General features: G+C 66.5%; 17 protein-coding genes and 1 pseudogene. 7 read left to right on the top strand and 11 right to left on the bottom strand.

Going from position 1 to position 19945, the window contains the following annotated elements; translation table 11 throughout:
* Positions 1–524: 524 nt before the first annotated feature.
* The 6 genes from ACWGDB_RS06455 to ACWGDB_RS06480 all read right to left on the bottom strand — a co-directional run bounded on the left by ACWGDB_RS06455 (position 525) and on the right by ACWGDB_RS06480 (position 7138).
* A complete protein-coding gene (locus ACWGDB_RS06455; RefSeq protein ID WP_453821363.1) occupies positions 525–1604 on the bottom strand; it encodes an ABC transporter ATP-binding protein in 1080 nt (359 codons plus the stop codon).
* Position 1605: 1 nt separating this feature from the next.
* A complete protein-coding gene (locus ACWGDB_RS06460) occupies positions 1606–2694 on the bottom strand; it encodes an ABC transporter ATP-binding protein (protein WP_453821364.1) in 1089 nt (362 codons plus the stop codon).
* Positions 2691–3536, bottom strand: a complete 846-nt coding sequence (locus ACWGDB_RS06465) for a carbohydrate ABC transporter permease (RefSeq protein WP_453821365.1) — start codon at positions 3534–3536, stop codon at positions 2691–2693. The genes ACWGDB_RS06460 and ACWGDB_RS06465 overlap by 4 nt, the downstream gene beginning before the upstream one ends.
* Complete coding sequence (locus tag ACWGDB_RS06470; RefSeq protein ID WP_453821366.1) at positions 3533–4411, bottom strand: carbohydrate ABC transporter permease; 879 nt, start codon at positions 4409–4411, stop codon at positions 3533–3535. The genes ACWGDB_RS06465 and ACWGDB_RS06470 overlap by 4 nt, the downstream gene beginning before the upstream one ends.
* Before the next feature lie 81 nt (positions 4412–4492).
* Entirely contained in the window at positions 4493–6094 is a 1602-nt protein-coding gene (locus ACWGDB_RS06475) for an extracellular solute-binding protein (RefSeq protein WP_453821367.1), read from the bottom strand.
* 18 nt (positions 6095–6112) lie between these two features.
* On the bottom strand, positions 6113–7138 hold the full coding sequence (locus ACWGDB_RS06480; RefSeq protein WP_453821368.1) for an NAD(P)-dependent alcohol dehydrogenase: 1026 nt from the start codon (positions 7136–7138) through the stop codon (positions 6113–6115).
* 182 nt (positions 7139–7320) lie between these two features.
* Between ACWGDB_RS06480 and ACWGDB_RS06485 the strand changes: the two genes are divergently transcribed.
* Positions 7321–9105: a sigma-54-dependent Fis family transcriptional regulator gene (locus tag ACWGDB_RS06485; RefSeq protein ID WP_453821369.1), complete on the top strand. Its 1785-nt coding sequence runs from the start codon at positions 7321–7323 to the stop codon at positions 9103–9105.
* 323 nt (positions 9106–9428) lie between these two features.
* Here the strand turns inward: ACWGDB_RS06485 and ACWGDB_RS06490 are convergent.
* Both ACWGDB_RS06490 and ACWGDB_RS06495 read right to left on the bottom strand, forming a co-directional pair.
* Positions 9429–9666: pseudogene (locus ACWGDB_RS06490) on the bottom strand (hypothetical protein); the annotation flags it as partial.
* Complete coding sequence (locus tag ACWGDB_RS06495; RefSeq protein ID WP_453821370.1) at positions 9667–9885, bottom strand: hypothetical protein; 219 nt, start codon at positions 9883–9885, stop codon at positions 9667–9669.
* A 440-nt stretch (positions 9886–10325) separates the two neighbouring features.
* Here ACWGDB_RS06495 and ACWGDB_RS06500 point away from each other — a divergent pair, with 440 nt between their 5' ends.
* Positions 10326–10619: a hypothetical protein gene (locus ACWGDB_RS06500; protein ID WP_453821371.1), complete on the top strand. Its 294-nt coding sequence runs from the start codon at positions 10326–10328 to the stop codon at positions 10617–10619.
* Positions 10620–10633: 14 nt separating this feature from the next.
* On the opposite strand, the gene ACWGDB_RS06505 is transcribed toward ACWGDB_RS06500, so the two are convergent.
* A protein-coding gene (locus tag ACWGDB_RS06505; RefSeq protein ID WP_453821372.1) for an IS5 family transposase occupies positions 10634–11514 on the bottom strand; the annotation gives its coding sequence in 2 pieces (ribosomal slippage) (positions 10634–11154 and positions 11154–11514; 882 coding nt in all).
* A 177-nt stretch (positions 11515–11691) separates the two neighbouring features.
* Positions 11692–12927, bottom strand: coding sequence for an IS701 family transposase (locus ACWGDB_RS06510; protein WP_453821373.1), 1236 nt, complete (start codon positions 12925–12927; stop codon positions 11692–11694).
* Positions 12928–13018: 91 nt separating this feature from the next.
* Here ACWGDB_RS06510 and ACWGDB_RS06515 point away from each other — a divergent pair, with 91 nt between their 5' ends.
* From ACWGDB_RS06515 to ACWGDB_RS06535, 5 genes are all read left to right on the top strand, one after another.
* Positions 13019–14356: a tyrosine-type recombinase/integrase gene (locus tag ACWGDB_RS06515; protein WP_453821374.1), complete on the top strand. Its 1338-nt coding sequence runs from the start codon at positions 13019–13021 to the stop codon at positions 14354–14356.
* Between the two features lie 498 nt (positions 14357–14854).
* Positions 14855–15589 (top strand): hypothetical protein, encoded by a 735-nt coding sequence (locus tag ACWGDB_RS06520; RefSeq protein WP_453821375.1) that lies wholly within the window; start codon positions 14855–14857, stop codon positions 15587–15589.
* Between the two features lie 276 nt (positions 15590–15865).
* On the top strand, positions 15866–16099 hold the full coding sequence (locus ACWGDB_RS06525; protein WP_453821376.1) for a hypothetical protein: 234 nt from the start codon (positions 15866–15868) through the stop codon (positions 16097–16099).
* The gene (locus ACWGDB_RS06530; protein ID WP_453821377.1) at positions 16096–18177 is read left to right on the top strand and encodes a hypothetical protein; all 2082 of its coding nucleotides are present in this window, start codon (positions 16096–16098) and stop codon (positions 18175–18177) included. Before ACWGDB_RS06525 ends, ACWGDB_RS06530 begins: the two co-directional genes overlap by 4 nt.
* Positions 18174–18602, top strand: coding sequence for a hypothetical protein (locus ACWGDB_RS06535; RefSeq protein ID WP_453821378.1), 429 nt, complete (start codon positions 18174–18176; stop codon positions 18600–18602). Before ACWGDB_RS06530 ends, ACWGDB_RS06535 begins: the two co-directional genes overlap by 4 nt.
* A 55-nt stretch (positions 18603–18657) precedes the next feature.
* Here ACWGDB_RS06535 and ACWGDB_RS06540 read toward each other — a convergent pair whose 3' ends face one another.
* Entirely contained in the window at positions 18658–19917 is a 1260-nt protein-coding gene (locus tag ACWGDB_RS06540) for an MFS transporter (RefSeq protein ID WP_453821379.1), read from the bottom strand.
* Between the last annotated feature and the right edge of the window lie 28 nt (positions 19918–19945).

Raw genomic sequence — 19945 nt, forward strand, 5'->3', positions numbered from 1 at the left:
CGCCTGGGGCATGCCCCAGGCGCCACCGCGCATATCTTTTTCAGTGTGCCGCCCGGCTGCCAGCGTGCCGGGTAGACGCCAGCAGCTGAGCCACGTCGTCGGACCGCTCCAGCTCCGGGCTGCTGCTCCTCCAGGACCTGTCCGTATGCTGCGGCCTGCTCATGAGCCAGAACCGGCGTGCGGTGGAGGGGAGTTACGCGCCAGACCGCTCGTACGGCCTTGAGGCGAACTGCCAGCAGCGGAGTGCGCTGGCCATACACGGCGGCCATCCTGCCGCGGTGGGCTGAACGCGCGGCGGTCGAGGAGACCGCGGACGGGGCCGTCTGCTTCCAGTACTTCCCGGACGTCGAGGTCCTCCTGGAGGACGGCGACCTCGGCCTGAGCCGCGAACTGGCGCCTGCCCGACACCTACCGCGCCATCGCCAGCGTCGTATCCGACCGCACCGCCACCTGAGAACAGGCCATGACCAGGCCAAAAACGGCTCACCCGCTATCACGCACCAACTCGTAAGGCGGACGGACCGTCACGAGCGGAGTACCAGTTGGCCGCCGGCATACGGAAGGGCCTTCGCGCGCGGCAGGTGCACCAGAACATTCTCGCCGGCCGGGACTCCGTCCTCTCGTGGCGTCTTGGCCCTGACAGACTGCCCGGCGACCTCGACCTCGAGCACGCGCTGTGCACCGTGGTCGCTGACGCCCCGCAGCCGGCCCGGGAAGGTGTTGGGGCCGGGGTCCGTGACGAACTTGACGTATTCGGGCCGCACACCGACCTGGACCTCGGTCGTGCTGTGGGGGATGTCCCAGGCGACGGACAGCGGTCGGCCGGCCAGCGCGAGGGGGCCGTCGCTGCGATCCACGGTCAGGAAGTTCATCGCGGGTGAGCCGATGAAGTAGCCGACGTAGGTGGAGGAGGGCGCTTCGAACAGCTGCTCAGGGGTACCTTGCTGCACGGCTCGGCCGTCCTTCATGACGAGCAGTTCCTGGGCGAAGCTCATTGCCTCGTACTGGTCATGTGTCACATAGATCACCGTGGGCCGGAACTGCTCGGTGATCTCCCGGATCCTGCGCCGCAGTGAGTGCTTCAGCTGCGGGTCGATCACGGTGAGCGGTTCGTCCATCAGGACGGCCGCCACGTCGTCACGGACCAGGCCGCGGCCGAGTGAGATCAGCTGCTTGTCGTCGGCGGTGAGCCCGCGAGCGGGCTGCCCGAGCCGGTCGCTCAGGTCCAGGGCCTCGGCGACCTGCCGGACCTTGGCGTCGATCCTTGTCTTCTCCCAGCGCCTGCACTGCAGCGGGAAGGCGAGGTTGTCGTAGACCGTCATCGACTTGTAGATCACGGGAAACTGGAAGACCTGGGCAATGTTGCGCGCCTTGGTGGGCAGGGCGGTGACGTCGACGCCGTCGAACAGCACCCGCCCCTGCGATGGTCTGACCAGGCCGGACAGGATGTTCAGCAGCGTCGTCTTACCGCATCCCGAAGGCCCGACCAGCGCATAGGTCTTGCCGGACTCGAAGGTCAACTTCAGCGGCTTGAGGGCCCACCGCTCCTCCTCGGCGCCCGGCGTGTACGCGTGCCCCACGTCGACGATGTCCAACTGCGCCATATCAACGGCCTTCCACTGAAGCGAGATCGTATGAAGGTGTCCGCACGAGCGCCCCCTGCTCGTCGAAAGCGAACAGCCGGTCGGGACGGAGCCGGAGTTTGACCAGGTCGCCGAGGGCGACGTCGTGGATGCCCTCGATCTGTACGACGAAGGGGGTCTCGCCGACGGCCACATGGACAAAGGTTTCGGAGCCGGAGATCTCGACGAAGGTGACCTCGCCCTCGACCCCGCCGTCAGCCAGGCTGACGTCGGTGGCGCGCAGGCCGAACTGGTAGGCGCCGTCGGGTAGGTCGGCCAGGTGCGCGGAGACGTGCGTGGCCTGGAAACCGGCCACCGTGACCTGTCCGCCCTCGAGCCGGCCCGCGAAGATGTTCATGGGCGGGTCGTTGATGATGGACGCCACCGTGGTGGTCGCAGGGCGTTCGAAGACCTCCTGCGGGGTGCCGGTCTGCAGGATCCGCCCCTCGTGCATGACCAGGACCACGTCTCCGAGCATCATCGCCTCGGCGGGTTCGGTGGTCGTGTAGATGACGATCGTGTCGCCCTGGTCGGAGAAGAGGGCCTTGAACTCGTCGCGCAGCTGTTCGCGCAACTTGTAGTCCAGGTTCGCCAGTGGCTCGTCGAGCAGGAGGATGCCGGTAGCTCGGGCCAGGGCGCGCGCCATCGCGACGCGCTGCTGCTGGCCGCCGGAGAGCTGGGAGGGCTTGCGCTTCTCGAAGTCCGCGAGGCCCACGCTCGCCAGGCTCTGCCGGACCCGGCGCCCGATCTCGTCCCGTGACAGCCCGGCCCGCTTCAGCGGGAAGGCCACGTTGTCGAACACATTCAGATGCGGGTAGTTGATGAACTGCTGGTAGACCATGGCGGTGTCGCGCCGCCATACCGGTGTCTTCAGGAAGTCGGCTCCCGCCAGGGTCAGCGAGCCGGATTCCACCTTCTGCAGGCCGGCCAGGGCCCGCAGCAGCGTCGTCTTCCCGGCCATCGTCCGGCCGATGACGGTGTGCAGCCGTCCCGGCTGGAAGGTGGCGGTCACGTTCTTGAGGTGGTCGACGCCGTCGACGGTCAGGCACAGATCAGTGGCGTTGAGGTTCAACGGACGGCTCCCGACAGGTTCCCCTTGGACAGTAGGCGCTCCACCCAGAGGGCGAGCAGGATCAGTGGTGCGACGCCGAAGAGCGCGGCTGCGGACAGCGTCCACCACGGTGGAATCGAGGAGTTGAGGGCGACGACCGCCTGGGGCAGGGTCTGGACCTCGGTGAAGGTGAGCCGGAAGGCGAAGAAGAAGTCGTTCCAGCCGAACACGGCGCAGAACATCGCCGCGACGGTCAGCCCGGGCAGGGAGTTCGGCAGGATCGCCCGTACGAAGGTCTGGAACGGGGGGCAGCCGTCCAGCATCGCCATCTCGTCGATCTCCCGGGGGATGCCGTTGAAGAAGTCCACCATCACCCAGACCGCGATGGGCAGCAGGAGCGCGACCGTCACGATGACCAGGCCCGCGATGGTGTCCAGGAGGCCGCCCCACTGCAGGAGGTAGAAGAACGGGATCACCAGGACGACGGGCGGCATGATCCGCTGGGAGACGAAGAAGAAGACGATGTCGCTGTTCTTGATGAAGCCCAGCCTGAACCGGTACCGGGACAGCGCGTAGGCGGCCAGCGACCCCAGCGCCAGGCTGATGGCCGACGCGGCGACGGTGACGATGGCACTGTTGATGAAGGGATCGATCACATCGACGCCGCCGGCTCCGCCGAAGATGTTGCGCCAGCCGGTGAGGGTGGGTTCGTACTGCCCCCAGGGGATGTAAGTCGGACCGCCCTGGACGGCGTTGGCGTCCTTGAAGCTGGTCGTCATCGCCCAGAAGAACGGTCCCGCGACGAAGCAGGCCCACAGGGCGATCACGGTGTACTTGAATACGGGATAAAGGCGCGACCTCATGAGTCCCCCTTCAGCTTGAGGGCCCTGGTGAGCAGGGCGGCGACAACCGTGAGCGTGACGATCATCAGGACGAGGTAGGTCAGGGACATCGCCCCGCTGTAGCCGGTCTGCTGATCGCGGAGTCCCTGGATGTAGAGGTAGTAGCCCGGCGTCTCCGTGGAGGACCCCGGCCCGCCGGACGTCAGGACGTAGACGCTGTCGGAGAGCTTGGACGCCTCGACCAGCCGGATGATGACCGCCGCCACCGAGACCGGTGCCATCAGAGGGAAGGTCACCTTCCAGAAGGTGCGCCAGGTGCCGGCGCCGTCGATCGCGGCCGCCATGAACGGTTCCTTGGGAAGGCTGAGCAGGCCGGCCAGCAGCAACAGGAACATGAAGGGGGTCCACTGCCAGACCTCGACGGTCATCAGCGCGAACAGGGCCGGTCCGGACTCGGTGAGCCAGGGAATTCCCGTCAGGCCCAGCATCCCCAGCAGGTCGTTCACCGGCCCCAGCGACTCATGGAAGATCGTCTGCCAGATGGCGGCCATCACCACGGGCGTGGTCATCATGGGGACGAGGAAGAGCACCCGCCAGAATCTGCGGCCGCGTACCTCGCGCCAGACCAGCAGCGCCATGCCGAACCCGATGAGGTACTGAATCAAAACCGTGCCGCCCGCCAGCAGGAACAGCCGGGTGATGGAGGCCCAGAAGCGGCTGTCGTCCAGCATCGCGGTGTAGTTGGCCCCTCCGATGAAGTCCATCTGAGGGTGGCTGACGTTCCAACCGGAGAAGCTGACGCGGATGGTGAACAGCAGCGGGAAAATGATGATCAGAAAGAGCGTGAGCAGTCCCGGCAACAGGAACATGCTCTTGTGCCGGCGCAGGCCGTCCATGGTTCTCCTTGCGGAAGGGGGCGGGAGTCCCCGGGTGGCCGGCCGGTGCGGTCCGGCCACCCGGGGCGCCCTGCGTTCGGATCAGGACTCGTCTTCGAGCACGACTACGTTGCGATAGGCGCTCTGGACCTTCTCCTTGCCGATCTGGTCGGTGATCTTGGCCCACTCCCTGGCCACGCCGTCCAGCGCGCGCTGCGGGGACGCCTGACCCGCGAGCGCCGCCGCGACGCCGTTGGCCAGCGCGGACATGTACTGGTTGACGCCGGGGACACGCAGGTCGAAGACGCGGTTGGGGTTCTCCTCCATGCCGGCGAGCGTCTTCACGTACGCCTTGGCGACGTCCTTGTCCCAGCCCTGCTCCTCCCAGAACTCCGGGTCGAGGTGGGAGATGCGGTAGGGGTTGACGCCGAAACGTCCGATGGTCAGGTCGAGCGCGGTGTTGGCCTCGTTGCTGAAAAAGCACAGGTAGTCGAAGGCCATCTCCTGGTGGCTGGATGCCTTGGCCACCGCGGAGGTCCATCCCCAGGTGAAGTAGGCCGCCTGGTTCGCCTTCTTGTCCCACGACTTCGTGGTGCGGTTGTAGACCTCCGTCGAGCCCGGCAGCGGCGCCGCCTCAACCGTGTTGCGGATCTTGCTGTCCGGCTGCTGGGCCTGGATGAAGGCGTCGTCCCAGGAGTAGGACATCAGCGTCTGGCCGCCTCCGAAGGAGAAGATCTCGTCTCCCAGGCCGAAGTTGGCGCCGCCGGGTGCCCAGGTGGACTTGGCCTTGGCCATGTCCTCCAGGGCGCGGACGAAGCCGGGCGTGTTGATCAACGGCTTCATGGTCTCCAGGTCGAAGAAGACACCCCCCTCGACGTCCGGGTTCTTCACGTACGGTGCCGCCCGGCTGATGAACGCGGAGAACGTCAGGTCATCGCGCTTGGTGACCTCGGCGCTGCCGTAGTTCTTCTTGCCGTCGCCGTCGAAGTCCTTGCCGCTGAACACCTCGGCTATTTCCTGGTATTCGGCCCATGTCGTGGGGACCTTCAGGTCCTTGCCCGTGGCCTGCTTGTACTCGGCCTGCCGCTCGGGGTCCTTCAGCACATCGCTGCGGACCTTGAGGTAGTGCCGGTCACCGTCCACCGGGTACTGGACGACCTTTCCGTCCCACGTCGCCACGTCCATGTAGGCCGCGGTGACGTCCTGCATGCCGGTGGTGTTGAGGTACTTCTCCGGCACCGGTTCCAGGTACGGGGCCATGTCGCCGATCCACAGGGACGGGTAGAACATGACGTCGTACGCCGGCTGGCCCGCCTGGAGGGGCGTGAGGATCTTCTGGTGCAGTTCGCCGAAGGGGACGTTGACCACCTCGACCTTCCCGCCGGTGATCTCCTCGAACTGCTTGGCGTGCAGCTGGGTCGGCTCACCGATGACGGGGACGGCGTGACTGATGATCTTCAGCGTCTGTCCCGAGTAGTCCTTGCGGCTGATCGACTCGTAGCTGCAGGAGCCGGGGACGTCCTTGACCTTCGTCGCCGGGTAGTCCTTGCCGTACTTCTTGTAGCTGATCTCCGAGCCGGGCTTGAAGAGCGCGGTCTTCTCCTTGGGCTGGTGCTGCGCCTCGTTCTGGGCAGTGCACGCGGTGGCGGTCAGGGCCGCTACGGCCGTCACTGCGACCAGGCTTGTGTACGGTCTGCTGCGCATGGGGCTTCTCCTGCAGTGTCAGGGGATCAAGATCGCTCGGCCGCGTACGGCGCCGGCGTGCAGGTCGTCGAGGGCCTGCCGGAATGAGGCGAGGGGGTAGCGCTGGGTGTGCAGGGTGACCTTGCCGCGGGCCGCCAGGACCATCAGCTCGGAGAGGTCGTTGTAGGACCCCACGAGATTGCCGATGAAGTTGATCTCCGTGGAGATGACGTCGATCGTCGGCACGTGGAGCTGGCCGCCGTAGCCGATGACGTAGTAGTTGCCGTTACGGCGAAGACAGGCCACGCCCGTCTCGACGGCGCCACCCTCACCGACGAAGTCCAGGACGGCCTCCGCCCCGTGCCCCGAGGTGAGGTCCCGTACCCGGTCGGCTTCGCTGCCGTCCGCGAGGACCGTGTGGTCGGCGCCGAGTTCCTTGGCCAGCGCGAGAGCGTCGGGACTGCGGTCGATGACGATCATCTCGACCGGCGACAGGGCCCGCAGCACCTGGATGCCGATGTGTCCGAGTCCGCCGGCGCCGATGACCACGGCCTTGTCACCGGGCCACAGTGCCCGGGCCGCCTTCGCGGCGGCGTGGTACGCCGTGAGCCCGGCGTCGGCCAGTGCTGCCACCGAGGCCGGCTCCAGAGACGGGGCGAGGGGCACGACCGAGCGGGCGCTGGTCTTCAGATACTCGGCGTAGCCCCCGTCGGCATCGATCCCGGGGAAGGCCGAGTTCAGGCAGTGCACGTCGTCGCCGGCCCGGCAGGCACGGCACAGACCGCAGGTCACCAGCGGGTGCAGGATGACCGGGTCACCCACCTCGACGTTGCTGACGGCCTCTCCGACCTCCGCGACCCAGCCGGCGTTCTCGTGACCGATCGTGTACGGAAGGGCGACCCCGCTCTTCTCCTTCCACTGTCCTTCGAGGATGTGCAGATCGGTCCGGCAGACTCCGGCGCCCCCGATCTTCACGATCACATCCAGCGGGCCGGTGACCTGCGGGTCCGGCACATCCACGAGCATGGGCGGCTCGTCGTATTCGATGACCTGCACGGCTTTCACGGCGGCTCCCTGCGAGTCGGCGGGTGGGTGGTGCGCCGATTACACAGGCCGCCGTTCGCAGGTCGATGTCTCAGAATTCGTCCGCGGATGTCTCAATGTGATACACGCCGTAGGCGCGACGCCGCCGGGCTGTTCCAATCACTGCACCGAGGAATGTGACGCGCGCCGCACGGGAGTGTTAAATGCCCCGACATCAACCCGGAAACTCGCTGAGAGTAGCCAGAGAGCTGTATCTGGAGGCCACCAACGATTCGCATGCCCGGCCGCTGGTGGTCGCCTCATGGCAACGCTCGATCGAGTACAAGGTGAAGTCCGGCAGCCTTGACGCTCCCTACCTGGACAACCCCAACCTGGACAGCCCCCTGGCCAGGGCGGCGCTGCCCATCCTGGACACGCTGCACGAGCAGCTCGCCGACGACCCTGTCTCCACGATGATCACAGACCGGAACGGCGTAGTGCTGTCCCGGAAGGTGTCTCACGACGGTCTGACCACGCACCTCAACCGCGTGCGCCTGGCCCCGGGTCATGTGTTCGCCGAGCGATACGTGGGCACGAACGGCATCGGGACCGCGCTGGCCAGCGGCCGCCCGGTCGTGATCGCCGGAAGGCAGCACTACGTCGAAGAGCTGCGGGAGTTCCACTGCGCGGCCGTACCGATCCTGCATCCCACCCGGGGCACGCTGCTGGGAGCGTTCAATCTCACCACCATCCGGCAGGGCTCCGACGGCATGCTGATGGCCTTCGCCCGCTCGGTCGCGGCGCAGATCGAGGCCGAGATCGCGGCGATCACCTCGCGGCGCGAACGGGCTCTCTTCCAGGACTACATGGAGGCGTGCTCCTCGGCCCGCCCGGGGCCCGTGCTGGCACTCAACCGTGATGTCGTCATGATGAACGAGCAGCTCAGTGCCGCAGTGACCGGGCCCGATCAGCATGCGCTGCTCGACCACGCCCGTGAGATCGCCGACCATGCGCGGCTTGAGGGGACCCGCAGCATCGCCCTGCCCTCGGGACGGGTCGCCGAACTCAGGGTCAGTCGCTGCCGACGCGAGGACAGCAATGCGGGCGCCGTCTTCCGAGTCCGGCTGATCGGCCGGGCCCAGACCACACCTGCGGTTTCCGCCGCGCCCGTCCGCTCCAACCTGGGACTCGTGGGCTCGTCCCCGCACTGGCTGCGCACGGTGGCCGCAAGCGAAGCGGCGTTCGTCGCCGGGACACGGCTTCATCTCCTGGGCGAAGCCGGCGTCGGCAAGAAGACACTGGTCGAGGCCTTGCACCGAGCCCACGGCGCCGGACGCCGGCTGGAAGTGCGGGAAACGCCGCTGTCGGACTCACTTGCCGTCACCGAGCGCTGGCTTCACGACATCGGAGAGCTGCTCGTCGTGTCGTCCACCGTTCTGCTTCTCTGTGATGTGCACCTGCTGGGCGATCAGCTGCGGCAGCAGCTGGCGCATTTGCTGGTGCGGAAGGACGGCAGCGCGACAGCGCAGCTGGTCACAACCAGCCAGCCGTCGATGGTCAGCACCGCCGACGAACTCGACAGGGTCTGCGGCACCTCGGTGGAGGTGCCGGCGCTGCGCCATCGCTATGGAGACACCGAGCACCTGGCACGCTTCTTCCTTCGCAAGTACCGGCCGAGCGGGGAGAGCACATTCGCCCCGGATGCGCTGACCATGCTGCAGCGCTGCCCCTGGCCCGAGAACGTCCGGCAGCTGGACTCGGTGATCCGAGGACTGGCACGGCGGGCTTCCGGCCGGATCCTCCAAGCGGAGGACCTGCCGCCGGAATGCCGGGTGTCGTCCAACAAGGTCCTGACCACCATCGAGGCGCTGGAACGCGACGCCATTCTGCGTGGGCTGATGGACCGCAACTCCAATGTCCAGCGAACCGCGAAGGACCTCGGGATCAGCCGCGCCACGATGTACCGCAAGATGCGCCGCTACGGGATCGTCCCCTCCAATCTGACGTGACCGGCCAATCCCGCACAGCTGCCACAGCGTGCGACGCCGGGTCCTGTGGCGGCGACTGGCAGGGCGGATCCATCGTGGGACGAACTGAACCACCTAACCGCTGTCGGCAGCCGACATGTGGTCCACGCCAATTACTCGTACAGCGGGGTACGGCCTGCAGCCACATCCTTGGAGTCGACGCAGGCGGGTGACGGACGCGTCGACACCGTGCAGCCGCGTCCTCGACTCCGGTACCGAAAGCCCATCGGGCGTCACCACCCGGTTCGCGGCCAGGGACATGTACATGCGTTCGTCCGTGACGTCACCCATGCCCTTGGACTCCCTTACAGATCGCCGGGTGGACATGATGGAGGCCCATTGCTGTCCTTCACGCTGCCGCTCCTTCCGGGGACCGGGCGGACCGCTTGCGGGGCATGTGCCACGGCCGCTTCGCGCACCCAAGCACCATCCGCGTGTGCCCGGCGTCGGGCGATGCGCTGTGCGTTGCAGATGCCGTCGCCCTCGATCACTCGCTGGAGCTCCGAGAAGTCCGCCGAAGTCGTAGCGGCCAGGCTCGGCATTTCACCGCAGCCGGGCGGCGTGCAACTGCTCCATAGACGCGTCTCGCCAGTCACGCCTGCCTCGCGCGAACCACAGGAAGTCGAAGTACGTGCGCAGATCCCGGGCATGGGCGGCCTGGGTGTTCCACGTTGACGAAGCCAGCCACACCGAGAAGTACCGGTTCGACGCCACGTCGTACACGCCCACCGGGCTGATCAGGAATGGCTGCCGCTCAGGCACCCCAGATCATCCAACCCCTGAGCGAGACCGGCGAACAAATCACTGAACTCCCGCATGAACGGCGTCACTTCGCGTGGCCCTGCCAATTCCCGGCGCGTGAAGTGCACCCGCCACCCCGTGATCGACATCGCACCGGACCCTATCCCGCGGACAGTTCAACAGCCGATAACCCAAGTGGGACGGTTCTCCAGACACTTGAAGTTGTCTCATCCGAGTGACATCGCGGCATCTCCCAGCACACCTCCGACCGGCACCGAAAGACTGCACGTTGCCAGAGTGGTGACGCTTGCCTGTGGGGTTACGTGCAGCTGTTCTTCACCGACCAGCGGAAGGTCTGGAAGGTCGGCCAGGTCGCTGGATTGAGTCAGGCAGAGCTGTCAGCTCTGTTCGCCCGACGTCTAGGTTCTGTCCGGCGGATCATGAGGCCATAGGGTCTGACCGTGATTAACCTCCAGGTCCGAGGCGAGAACGGCACGATCGAGGCCCGAGCGAAGCATGGTGTGTTCTGGGGTCCTGAGCTGGCTGGTCTTGATCAGTCAGTGTTTCCAATGCTGGGACACCTGTTGCCGTACGCGGACACCGTTTTCAACCACCGGCAGGTGTCGGCCCTGTTGGAGGAGGTACCGCGGCTGCCTGTAGGCGTGCTGACTGATGAGTTCGCGCGCGAGTTGATCGAGCTGGGTCAGGTAGTTCTCGACGGACAGGGCCTGTACCTGTGGTTCCTCGGGGACTGAGACTGCAGGCTGGCTCAGCCCCGGAGCCAGAGCCGGACAGCCGCGGTGGTGACGGTGCCGTGGAAGACGTAGGCCCTCTTGTCGTAGCGGGTGGCGACGGCCCGGGAGCTCTTGAGCCGGTTGATCGTCCGCTCGACCTCGTTGCGGCGTTTGTAGATCTCGCTGTCGAAGCCGGTGGGCCGGCCGCCTCCACTGCCGCGGCGTTTGCGGTTGGCGCGTTGGCCCTTCGGTTCGGGGATGGTGTGTTTGATCTGGCGTCTTCGCAGGTAGTGGCGGTTGCGGCGTGAGCTGTATGCCTTGTCACCGCCCAAGTGGTCCGGCCGGGTGCGGGGGCGACCGCCCTGAGGTCGGGGAACGCGGATCCGTTCGAGGACCTCGATCATCTGCGGCGCGTCGCCCCACGGACCGGGCGTGACCAGGAAGGCCATCGGCCGGCAGCCACCTTCACCTGCGAGGTGAATCTTGCAGGTCAGGCCGCCCCGAGACCGTCCGAGTCCTTCGTCGGGGCGGTGGAGCCGAGGCGTCGTCCTTTTTTCGGGACACATGGCTTCTTCTTGCGAGCGCCGGCCGCGTGCTGATGGGCTCGGCATGACGTCGAGTCGACGCTGACCATGCTCCAGTCGACCCGGCCCGCGAGGTCGGCGTCGGCCTGGACGGCACACAGGATCCGGTCCCACGTGCCGTCCGCCGACCAGCGCCGGTGCCGTTCATAGACGGTCTTCCAGCTGCCGAAACGCTCGGGAAGGTTCCGCCACGGTATGCCTGTCCGGACCCGGAACAAGATCCCGTTGATGACTCTGCGGTGACCGTTCCACCGTCCCCCACGCAGCCCCGACGCCGGCAAGTGCGGCACCAGCCGGACCCATTCGGCATTCGTCAGATCACCCCGCCCCATGCCAGACACAACGAGTCAGCAATCGGACAGTCACATGATCCGCCGGACAGAACCTAGTAGTGCTTCGTTAGGTTCTGGCTCTGGTCCTGTTTGTGGTGAGTCGGCGGCCGCAGGTGGTGCAGGTGCCGGTCCAGCACCTCAGCAGGTCCTGGAGGGCGTCGAGGACCTGGTAGAGGGTCAGGCCGGCGTGTGGGCTTTTGGGTCGAGCCGCCGGAGGGTGAGGAAGGCCTGTGCGGCGGTGACGAGGGTGACGTGGTGGTGCCAGCCGCGCCAGGTGCGCCCCTCGAAGTGGTCCAGGCCGAGGCCGTGTTTGAGCTCGCGGTGGTCGTGCTCGATCCGCCAGCGCATCTTCGCCCACCGGACGAGGTCCTCGACCGGTGTGGTGGCGGGAAGGTTCGATATCCAGTAGTTGGTCGGAGCGTCCTGGCCGGCAGGCCATTCCACCAGCACGGTGTATGTGGGCAGAACACCGTCCCACTGGTAGTGGCCGCCGCCTGCCTCCTGGGCCGCGGCCAGGGCCTGCTTGCCCGCCGGACGCACGGTGAGCACGGCGAACCGTGAGGTCATCCGCCCTTTGCTGCCCGGCCGCCAGGTCACCTCGGCGAGCCGGTCCGTAGTGATCTGGGCTGCATGCTGGGACAAGGCTCGTGGCGGGGTTCGATAACGCGGCAGCGTCGGTGGCCCCAGGCCGCCGTAGTCAGGCCGGTGCGGCTCAGCCTCCTCCGGGTGGGCGATTTCCTTCCCGGTCAGCGCCACCACATAGGCAAGACCCAGTTCCTCCAGCGCGAGGCGGAACGGGGTACTGACGCCGTAGCCGGCATCAGCGACCACAACGGGGGCCTGCAGCCCCCACTCGGCGAGCGCGTCGAGCAGACCAAGCGCCAGACGCCATTTCGCCTGATGGCCCGTGCCCTGCGGGACTCCGGCCCTGCGGCAGCGGTTCGCCTCGTCAGTCCACTCCCGGGGCAGATACAACTGCCAATTGAGCGGACACGATGCCGTGTCGGTGGCGGCATGGACGCTGACTGCGACCTGGCAGTTCGCCCGCTTGCCCAAGGCCCCGCAGTACTGGCGGGCAACCCCGACGGAGGCAGTGCCGCACTTGGGAAACGACACGTCGTCGATCACCCACACCTCAGGGCGCACCGCCTCGCACAACCGCTCGGCGATCCGCCTCCGCACCGGCAGCGGATCCCACGGCGACTGGTTCACGAACTGCTGCAGAGCCCGCATGTTCCCGTCCGGCAGCCGCTCGGCCATCGGTTGGACCGACTTGCGCCGGCCGTCCAGCATCAGCCCTCGCAGATAACACTCGCCCCACCGCCGCTGATCCCGCCGCGGCACCGACCCGAAGACATCGGCAACGAACTCCGATAACTCACCCCGGAGCCGTTCCACTTCCCCCAGCTTCACACCCCGAAGATGCCCACCACCAGCCGAGATCACCCGAAGTAACGAAGCACTACTAGTGCCTTCGGGTACGCCGATCCTGCTGGATGACGCGATGCGCCCGGTCGAGCCGGTGTCGTCGTGGTTCCGGTCGCTGGCGCTGGAACGCAAGGACGCGAAGACGATGCGGTCGTACGCGTACTCCGTGCTGATGCTGCTGCACTTCCTGCTGGCCCGTGAGACGGATCTGCAGTCGGCCACGGAAACAGACCTTCGGGAGTTTCGTCTGTGGCGGCAGGACGAGGCGGAGGAGGTCGTCGGTGACGCCGCATGGGACCGGGACTGGGCCGCCATCGAGTCTCTTTACCGGTATCTGATCCGATTCGGTGTAATCGCCCGGCAGCCCTGGCGGGCGACATCGCAAGGTTCCAACCTCGCCAGCAGAATCCGCCCTGACCTGCGCGTTCGGCACATGGAGCTTGACCAGTACCTCTACCTGAGGGACGTCGGATTCGGGGGACTGGCTCCGGACGCCGGACTGGATGTCTCGTTCCGAGGCTGGCGGCCCCACCGGAATCGGGCCGCCTGCGAACTGGCGCTGATGACGGGGATGCGGATCCAGGAGTGGTCCACCTTGCTCCTGCCCGAGCTCGGTCTGGTGGATGGCCAGCGGCCGGAGTTCGCGGATGTCGAGCTGAAGGCTTGCGCCAAGTTCGGACGGCCGCGTTCGGTCTATGTCGCGCCGGACCCGATGGAACTGCTCGATGCCTACCTGTTGCTCGAACGTCCGGAGATCGTGGCGAAGGCCCAGCGCTCACTTCGGCGGCGGCCCCGAGAGCTGTTCGTGATCCAGCGGCTGGAGGCCGACGGCACGAGGGTCCGCGGGGTGCTCGACGGCCTGACGATCACGCGGACGATCAAGAACATGAAGCCGGATCTGCGACGTCTGGCGGTGCTGGAGACCGGTGACGGCCTGGACCCGCTGGCGCTGTTCATCGGTCAGGGCGGCAAAATGGTCACCTTCTCGGCTTGGGACAAGACCCGCTGGAGGGCCTGGGACCGGATAAAGGCGTGGGCCGGCAACCAGCACGCGCCGGCGCTGCCCAGGCGGTGCTGGGTCTATCACGACCTTCGGCACACCTTCGCCTTGCGGCTCTTGATCTTCCTGACGCGCGAAGCCCTGAACGACGCCGAGGACCAGGGGCTGCCGATGTCTACGCTGCTGGACCACATGACCGGCAATCCGCTGCTCGTGGTCCAGCGCCGCCTTGGCCACGCACACCCGTCGACCACCTACCGCTACATCCGCTACCTGAAGGACCCGATGCGGGAGGTCGATGACGCCTTCCGCGAGTGGACGGCCGCCGGCGGCGCCTCCTACATCACGATCGCCCGCAGCCTGATGGACTTGGAGGACGTCGGCCATGCCCCGACGCGGCCACTACACCCGTGATTTCCCCGCTCCTGTTCCTCGCCCTGCGGCCCCGGCCCGAGTCGGCGTTCGCGAGGTGTCGACGATCGACGGTCAGGGCCGCCCTCGGACGGTGACGTTCGATCCGGCACGCTTCACCTGCGCGAAGCTGGCCAGGGAACTCGCCGACGAGTGGGTGGAGTTGGTGGAAGACGCCCGTTACGGGCCGACCTCGGCGACGCACTACCGGCAGACGATCGAGGCGTTCTGCGCGCACGTCGATGCCACCGTCCCCCGGCCGCACCTGGCGAGTCTAGCGGGCACCGACCCGGACCTGCATCACGCGGTGACGGAATGGGTCCGTCTGCTGCCCTCCCGGCACAGGCCCGGCTCGCGAAGTCCGGCCTGGCATGCAGGTCGGCTGAGAACGCTGATCGGGCGGCGATCGCTCCACGCCGAGCGTGTGGTCGCTGGGCACTTGCACGGCTGGCTCGAAGGCGCCCTCGGATTGAGATCGTCCAGGCCGCATGGGCCGCGCGCTTGGACGTCGAGAGGCGCCTCGCCCGCGGCTGGGACCTTGTGGCCCGCGGCCGCGATCCACGAAAGGATGGCTGGACCGAGGAGACCAACCTCCTTTGGGTGATCGCCCATAATGCCCTGAACTGCACGGAGATCAGCAAGGCTCTTCCGTCCTGGCGGGACATGCCGGTGAGCCTGCGGCAGCTGGCACCGGCCGGCACCCGCCCGGTCGCCGCGAAGGCCGCCGTCGTCAGGGGCCTGGTGAGGCAGTTGTTCCTGCACAACTCCGATCTGCAGGCTTACCGGATCTTGCTGATGGCAGCCACTGGCCGGGCCCCGGAGGAAGTGGCCGCGCTCACCGAGCACGACATCGAGTTCGGCTCCTCCAGCGTGACCATCGACTTCAGCAAGGGCCGGGCCCGCGCCCGAATGCGCCAGGCATTCAGCACACCGGAGCCAGAGAGCCCGGCTCTGCTGCACCCCTCGGCCTCGACTCGATGCCGGGGAGATCTGCCGTCGGCTGCTGGAACTGAACAGGCCGCTGGCCGAGCGGTTCGGCATCTCCCCTGTCCCGCTGTTCCTGCGGGCCGCGATGTTCTGGCCGCAAGTCACACCCGCCAGGCTCGACCGGACGTCGGCCTTCGCCGGCTGGCTGCGAGAGAGAGGGTTGTCGGTCGACGGCCAGCCGGACATCCGGCGCCTGCGCAAGTCCAGCAAGGTCGAGAAGGCCATCACCTTCAAGGGCCGCGTCAGTGACATCGCCGGCAGCGTGATCACCGCAGCGCAGACGCGCTGGCTCGACCAAGCAGTGGCCGGTCCCGTCGTGCTGGGCGAGGAAGCCGAGCAGTCGCTGGGACAGCCGGGTTCTACCGCCGCCCTGGGGCTGTCGGAGGAAGAGGTCGAACAGCTTCGCACCGGGCAGCTCGACATGGGCGTCTCCAGCTGCAGGGACCCCTTCGCCTCTCCCTACGGACGCGCCGGCCAGCTCTGCCCGGTCGCCCCACCCGCTGCCTCGAATGCCGCAACGCGTTCGTGCTGCCCTCGAAGCTCCCCCAGCTTCTACTCTTCTCCGACCATCTCGAACGCCTGCGGCTGCGGCTGCCGCCTCAGCTCTTCCACACGCTCTGGGGACAGAGCCGCGTCAACGTCACCGAAGCGATCAAGGCCCGCACCGACGCAGAGATCGCTCAGGCCCGCCGCCAGATCGCCGACGGCACGGCGGCCTTGCCTCTCCCGCTCTCGGCATACGTGGAGTTGGACGCGTGACCAGCCGCCTGCCGCTCGCCCTGCCCGTCTCGGTCTTCCGGGACGACGAGCCTGTCATCCAGTCCCACCCGGTCCTGGAAGGCGCCTGTCCGCCGCTGTTCGGCAACACCGGCTGCTGGGACCTGAACGGCATCGTCCGCAGGGCCCCGAACCTGGCTGCCGCCGGCTTCCGCGTGCTCTTCCGCGAGCTGGACCCGCAGTGGAATCTCCTGGCCCGGGAGATGGCCATGATCTGGTTCAATCCGCGCCACCCAGCCGTACTCGCCTGCGGGCTGCATCTTCCGCCCGACCCGGTGGCACCGCACACGGTCTCCCAGCGCATCGGACACCTGCGAGCCCTGCACGCCTACGGCGTCTCCTGGCAGCTTCCCCCATGGGTCGGCGACTGGAGCGACGACGACTTCAAGACCTACATCGAGCACCGTTGCAAGCAGGGCGAAGCGGCCAGCGCCACCGGACACGTCCACGTGATCAGGACCCTGCACCGTTTCCGGGGAACACTGGCCAGCAGCGGGCTAGCACGTGATCCCTGGCCCGGCACAAGCACGAACGCCGTCGTCGACCACCCCACCGTCCCCGAACTGAAGACCCCTGTGATCCGGCCGGAGACATGGTTCCCGCTCGTCCGCGCTGCATGGGCGTACATCAACGACTTCGGCCCCGACATCCTGCGCGCACTCGATTACTGGCACCGTCTTCAGGCCGAAGCCCGCCCGCTGTCCACGGCCGAGGCCGACACCCGCTTCACCGCGTGGGTCGCCGATCCCGACAACAAGGTCCCAGTGCACCAGCTCACGGGGAGAACAACCGTGAACTGGCAGCTGCTGACCTTTCTGATCGGGTTCGAGTCCCGCAAGATGGCCTTCTTCACCAAGCAGAACCGCGTCGGCCTGGCCCACCGGGCCACCGCCGAACGGCTCGTTGCCGAGGGCCGCATCCGCCCCAGCCTGATCGACGGACTGCGCGAGGTGACCAGGCTGGACGACAGCCGCGGCCCCTGGCACGACAGTCTCCAGCCCCGCGAACTCGCGGTCGAGTGCCTGGCCCTGCGCAATGCCTGCTATGTCTTCGTCGCCGCGCTGTCCATGATGCGTGACTGCGAGATCCGCGAGATCACCAAGGATGCTCTCACCGAGTACTTCGGCGCCCCGGCAGTGAAGTCGGTCAAACGCAAGCTCGATCCCGACCTGCCCACGGCCCACTGGTGGATCATCACACCGGTCGCCCAGGCCATCGAAACCGCCATGCACCTGTCGACGAGCGACACCCTCGCCTTCGCGGCGGTCACCCCGCGCTTCCACGGCAGCGGCTTCACCAGCCAGACCGCCATCACGTGCTTCATCAAGCACGTCAACCATCACCGGCGAAGCACCGGCCTCGCCGAGATCCCTCCCAGCAAGGTCACTCCGCACATGTTCCGCCGGACCATGGCCATGCTCACCCGCGACTATCCCGGCTCGGAAATCGCCGTCGGGATGCAGCTCAAGCACGCGGCCACCCGAGCCCTGGCCAACCGCTGGACCCAGGGCTACATGGATCACGACCCCTCCTGGGCCCGTCTCCTCACCACCGCCATCGCCGAACGTCGGGCCCAACGGCTGAGGGACCGTTTCGACGCCGACAGCCGCGGCGAGGCTATCGGCTTCGGGCCCGGTGCTGACCAGATGCGTTCGGCCTTCGCTGCCGTCCGGGAGAAGGCCGAAGCCCTCCGAGCGAGTGGGAAGGCCCAGCGAGGGGATATTCGCGTCGAACACGGCCTGCTCAAGCGCACGCACCTATCGATCCGGTTCGGAAAGCTCAACCACTGCACCATGGACGAGAACAACCCCGTCGGCGCGAAGTGCCTGGAAGATGCCATCGTGCCCCCGGGACACCGAGGGCCACTCATCGACCGCTGCCAGCCCGCACGCTGCAGCAACAGCATCATCGCCCCCGAACACCTACCGATCTGGAAGGCCGAGCACGATTCGCTGAGCCGGCTCCGTGACCAGCCACGGCTGCCCCCGAACCGCCGAGCTGCCATCGACGAACAGATCCGTGACGTCGAACTCGCGCTCAGGAAGGCAGACGGCGCATGATCGAGGCCCCTCAGCTCAAGGTCTCTGCGCGGGCCGAGAAGGCACTGCGGGAAGCTATGGAGCGACTTTTCACCGGCCGGCCGGCCCGTACCGACGGCAAGCTGACAAAGAACAACCTCTGGCGGGAGGCCGGCGTCAGCCGAGCCACTATGAACCGCGCCATCGACGTGCTTGCTGATTGGGACGACCACATCGGCCAGAGCCCGGCAAGTCTTCACGACCAACGGCAAACGCAGGAGATCGCTGACCTTCGCCGCCAACTCAAGAACAACCGGCAAGAGCGTCAGCAACTTCAGGACCAGGTCGACGCAGCCGCTACCGTCATCGCCGTCTTGCTCGCGGAGAACACAGCCCTGCGCGAGCAGGCCACCAAACAATCGGCCGTCATCATCCCCCTCGACCGCACTCACTTCATTTCTGAGTGAAGACGCCTTGGCCCTACAGGTCGTACGCGCTTGTTTGTCAGCCATCAGCGACACCTCAACGCGCGAACTCGGGGGTCTTCTCCGTCGGCAACGTGCGCATTCTCCGAAGCGGTGACAGGAAGTTGGGAAGGAAACTCAGCGTCATACCCGCTGCACCAATCCACAAAGTGCCTGCCGCTCCGAACACAGAGCCCGAGGCTCCACCCAAAAGCCCACCGAGAGGAATGCCGCCCCAGGAAACAAACCGAGCTGTTGCGCTCATCCGGCCCAGAAGCCGATCCGGCGTCAGGGCCTGCTGGAAGCTTGACTGAGCCACCACGCGGACGACTCCACCCAGTGACAGAGCCGCGAGTCCGATCGCAGCCACATACACGCTCCAACCCGCTCGCGCCAACGGCATGAGCGCGGTCAACGGACAGGTAACCAGCGACGCCAGCCAGATGACCGGACCTTGCCCGACCCGCTTGGAGACCCTGGTTGCCAACAGTGCGCCCAGCAAGGCACCACAACCCATCCCTGAGAAAATGAGGCCGATACCAAAGGACTGGAGACCAATCTCCCGCTCCAAAAAGACCAGCAACATCGTCTGGTACATGACCAGGAAGAGGTTGAATACCGAATCCCCCAGCATGATCGCACGGAGGGTAGGGTACTTGACGACGAACTTCAGCCCATCCCTGATCTCTTGAGCCAATTGAGGATGTTCACTCGACTCAGGCTTCTCTTCGCGTTTCCGGATGGTAATCGCGAGCAGCCCCGACATAGCCATCCCGGCCGAACTCACCAAAAGCGTTGCAGGAGCTCCAACCAGGCCGACCAGCGGCCCCGCCACCGTCGGCCCGCTGATACTGGTCACCGAGCGTATGGCCGACAGTTTTGAGTTTCTTTCCACGAGATTGCCGCGTCCCACCAAGTGCGGGAGATAGCTGACGTATGCAACATCGAAGAAAACAGTCAACACTCCATGAACCAAGGCGACTGCATAGAGCCACCAGATGGTGAGAAAGCCCGCCCACCATGCCACCGGAACCGTCAAGAGGAACAGCGCGCGCGAGAGATCAGTGCTGATCATCACCGATCGCTTCCGCATGCGGTCCACCCACGCGCCTGCCGGCAACCCGACCAGGAGCGATCCTGCCGAAGTCATCGCGGTCAGTAAGCCCACATGGAACTCGTCGGCATGCAATGCCGCGATGGCAACCAGAGGCAAGGTCAGAAAGATGATGCGGTCGCCTAACTGACCGAGCGCAGTGGCAGCAAGAAATCGCCCGAAGTCCCGATTACGTAAGAGGCCGAGCCGGGAGGATTTTGCCATGGAATACCCTACTGTCGAATTTTCGATG

It is taken from the genome of Streptomyces sp. NPDC055013, assembly GCF_053608645.1.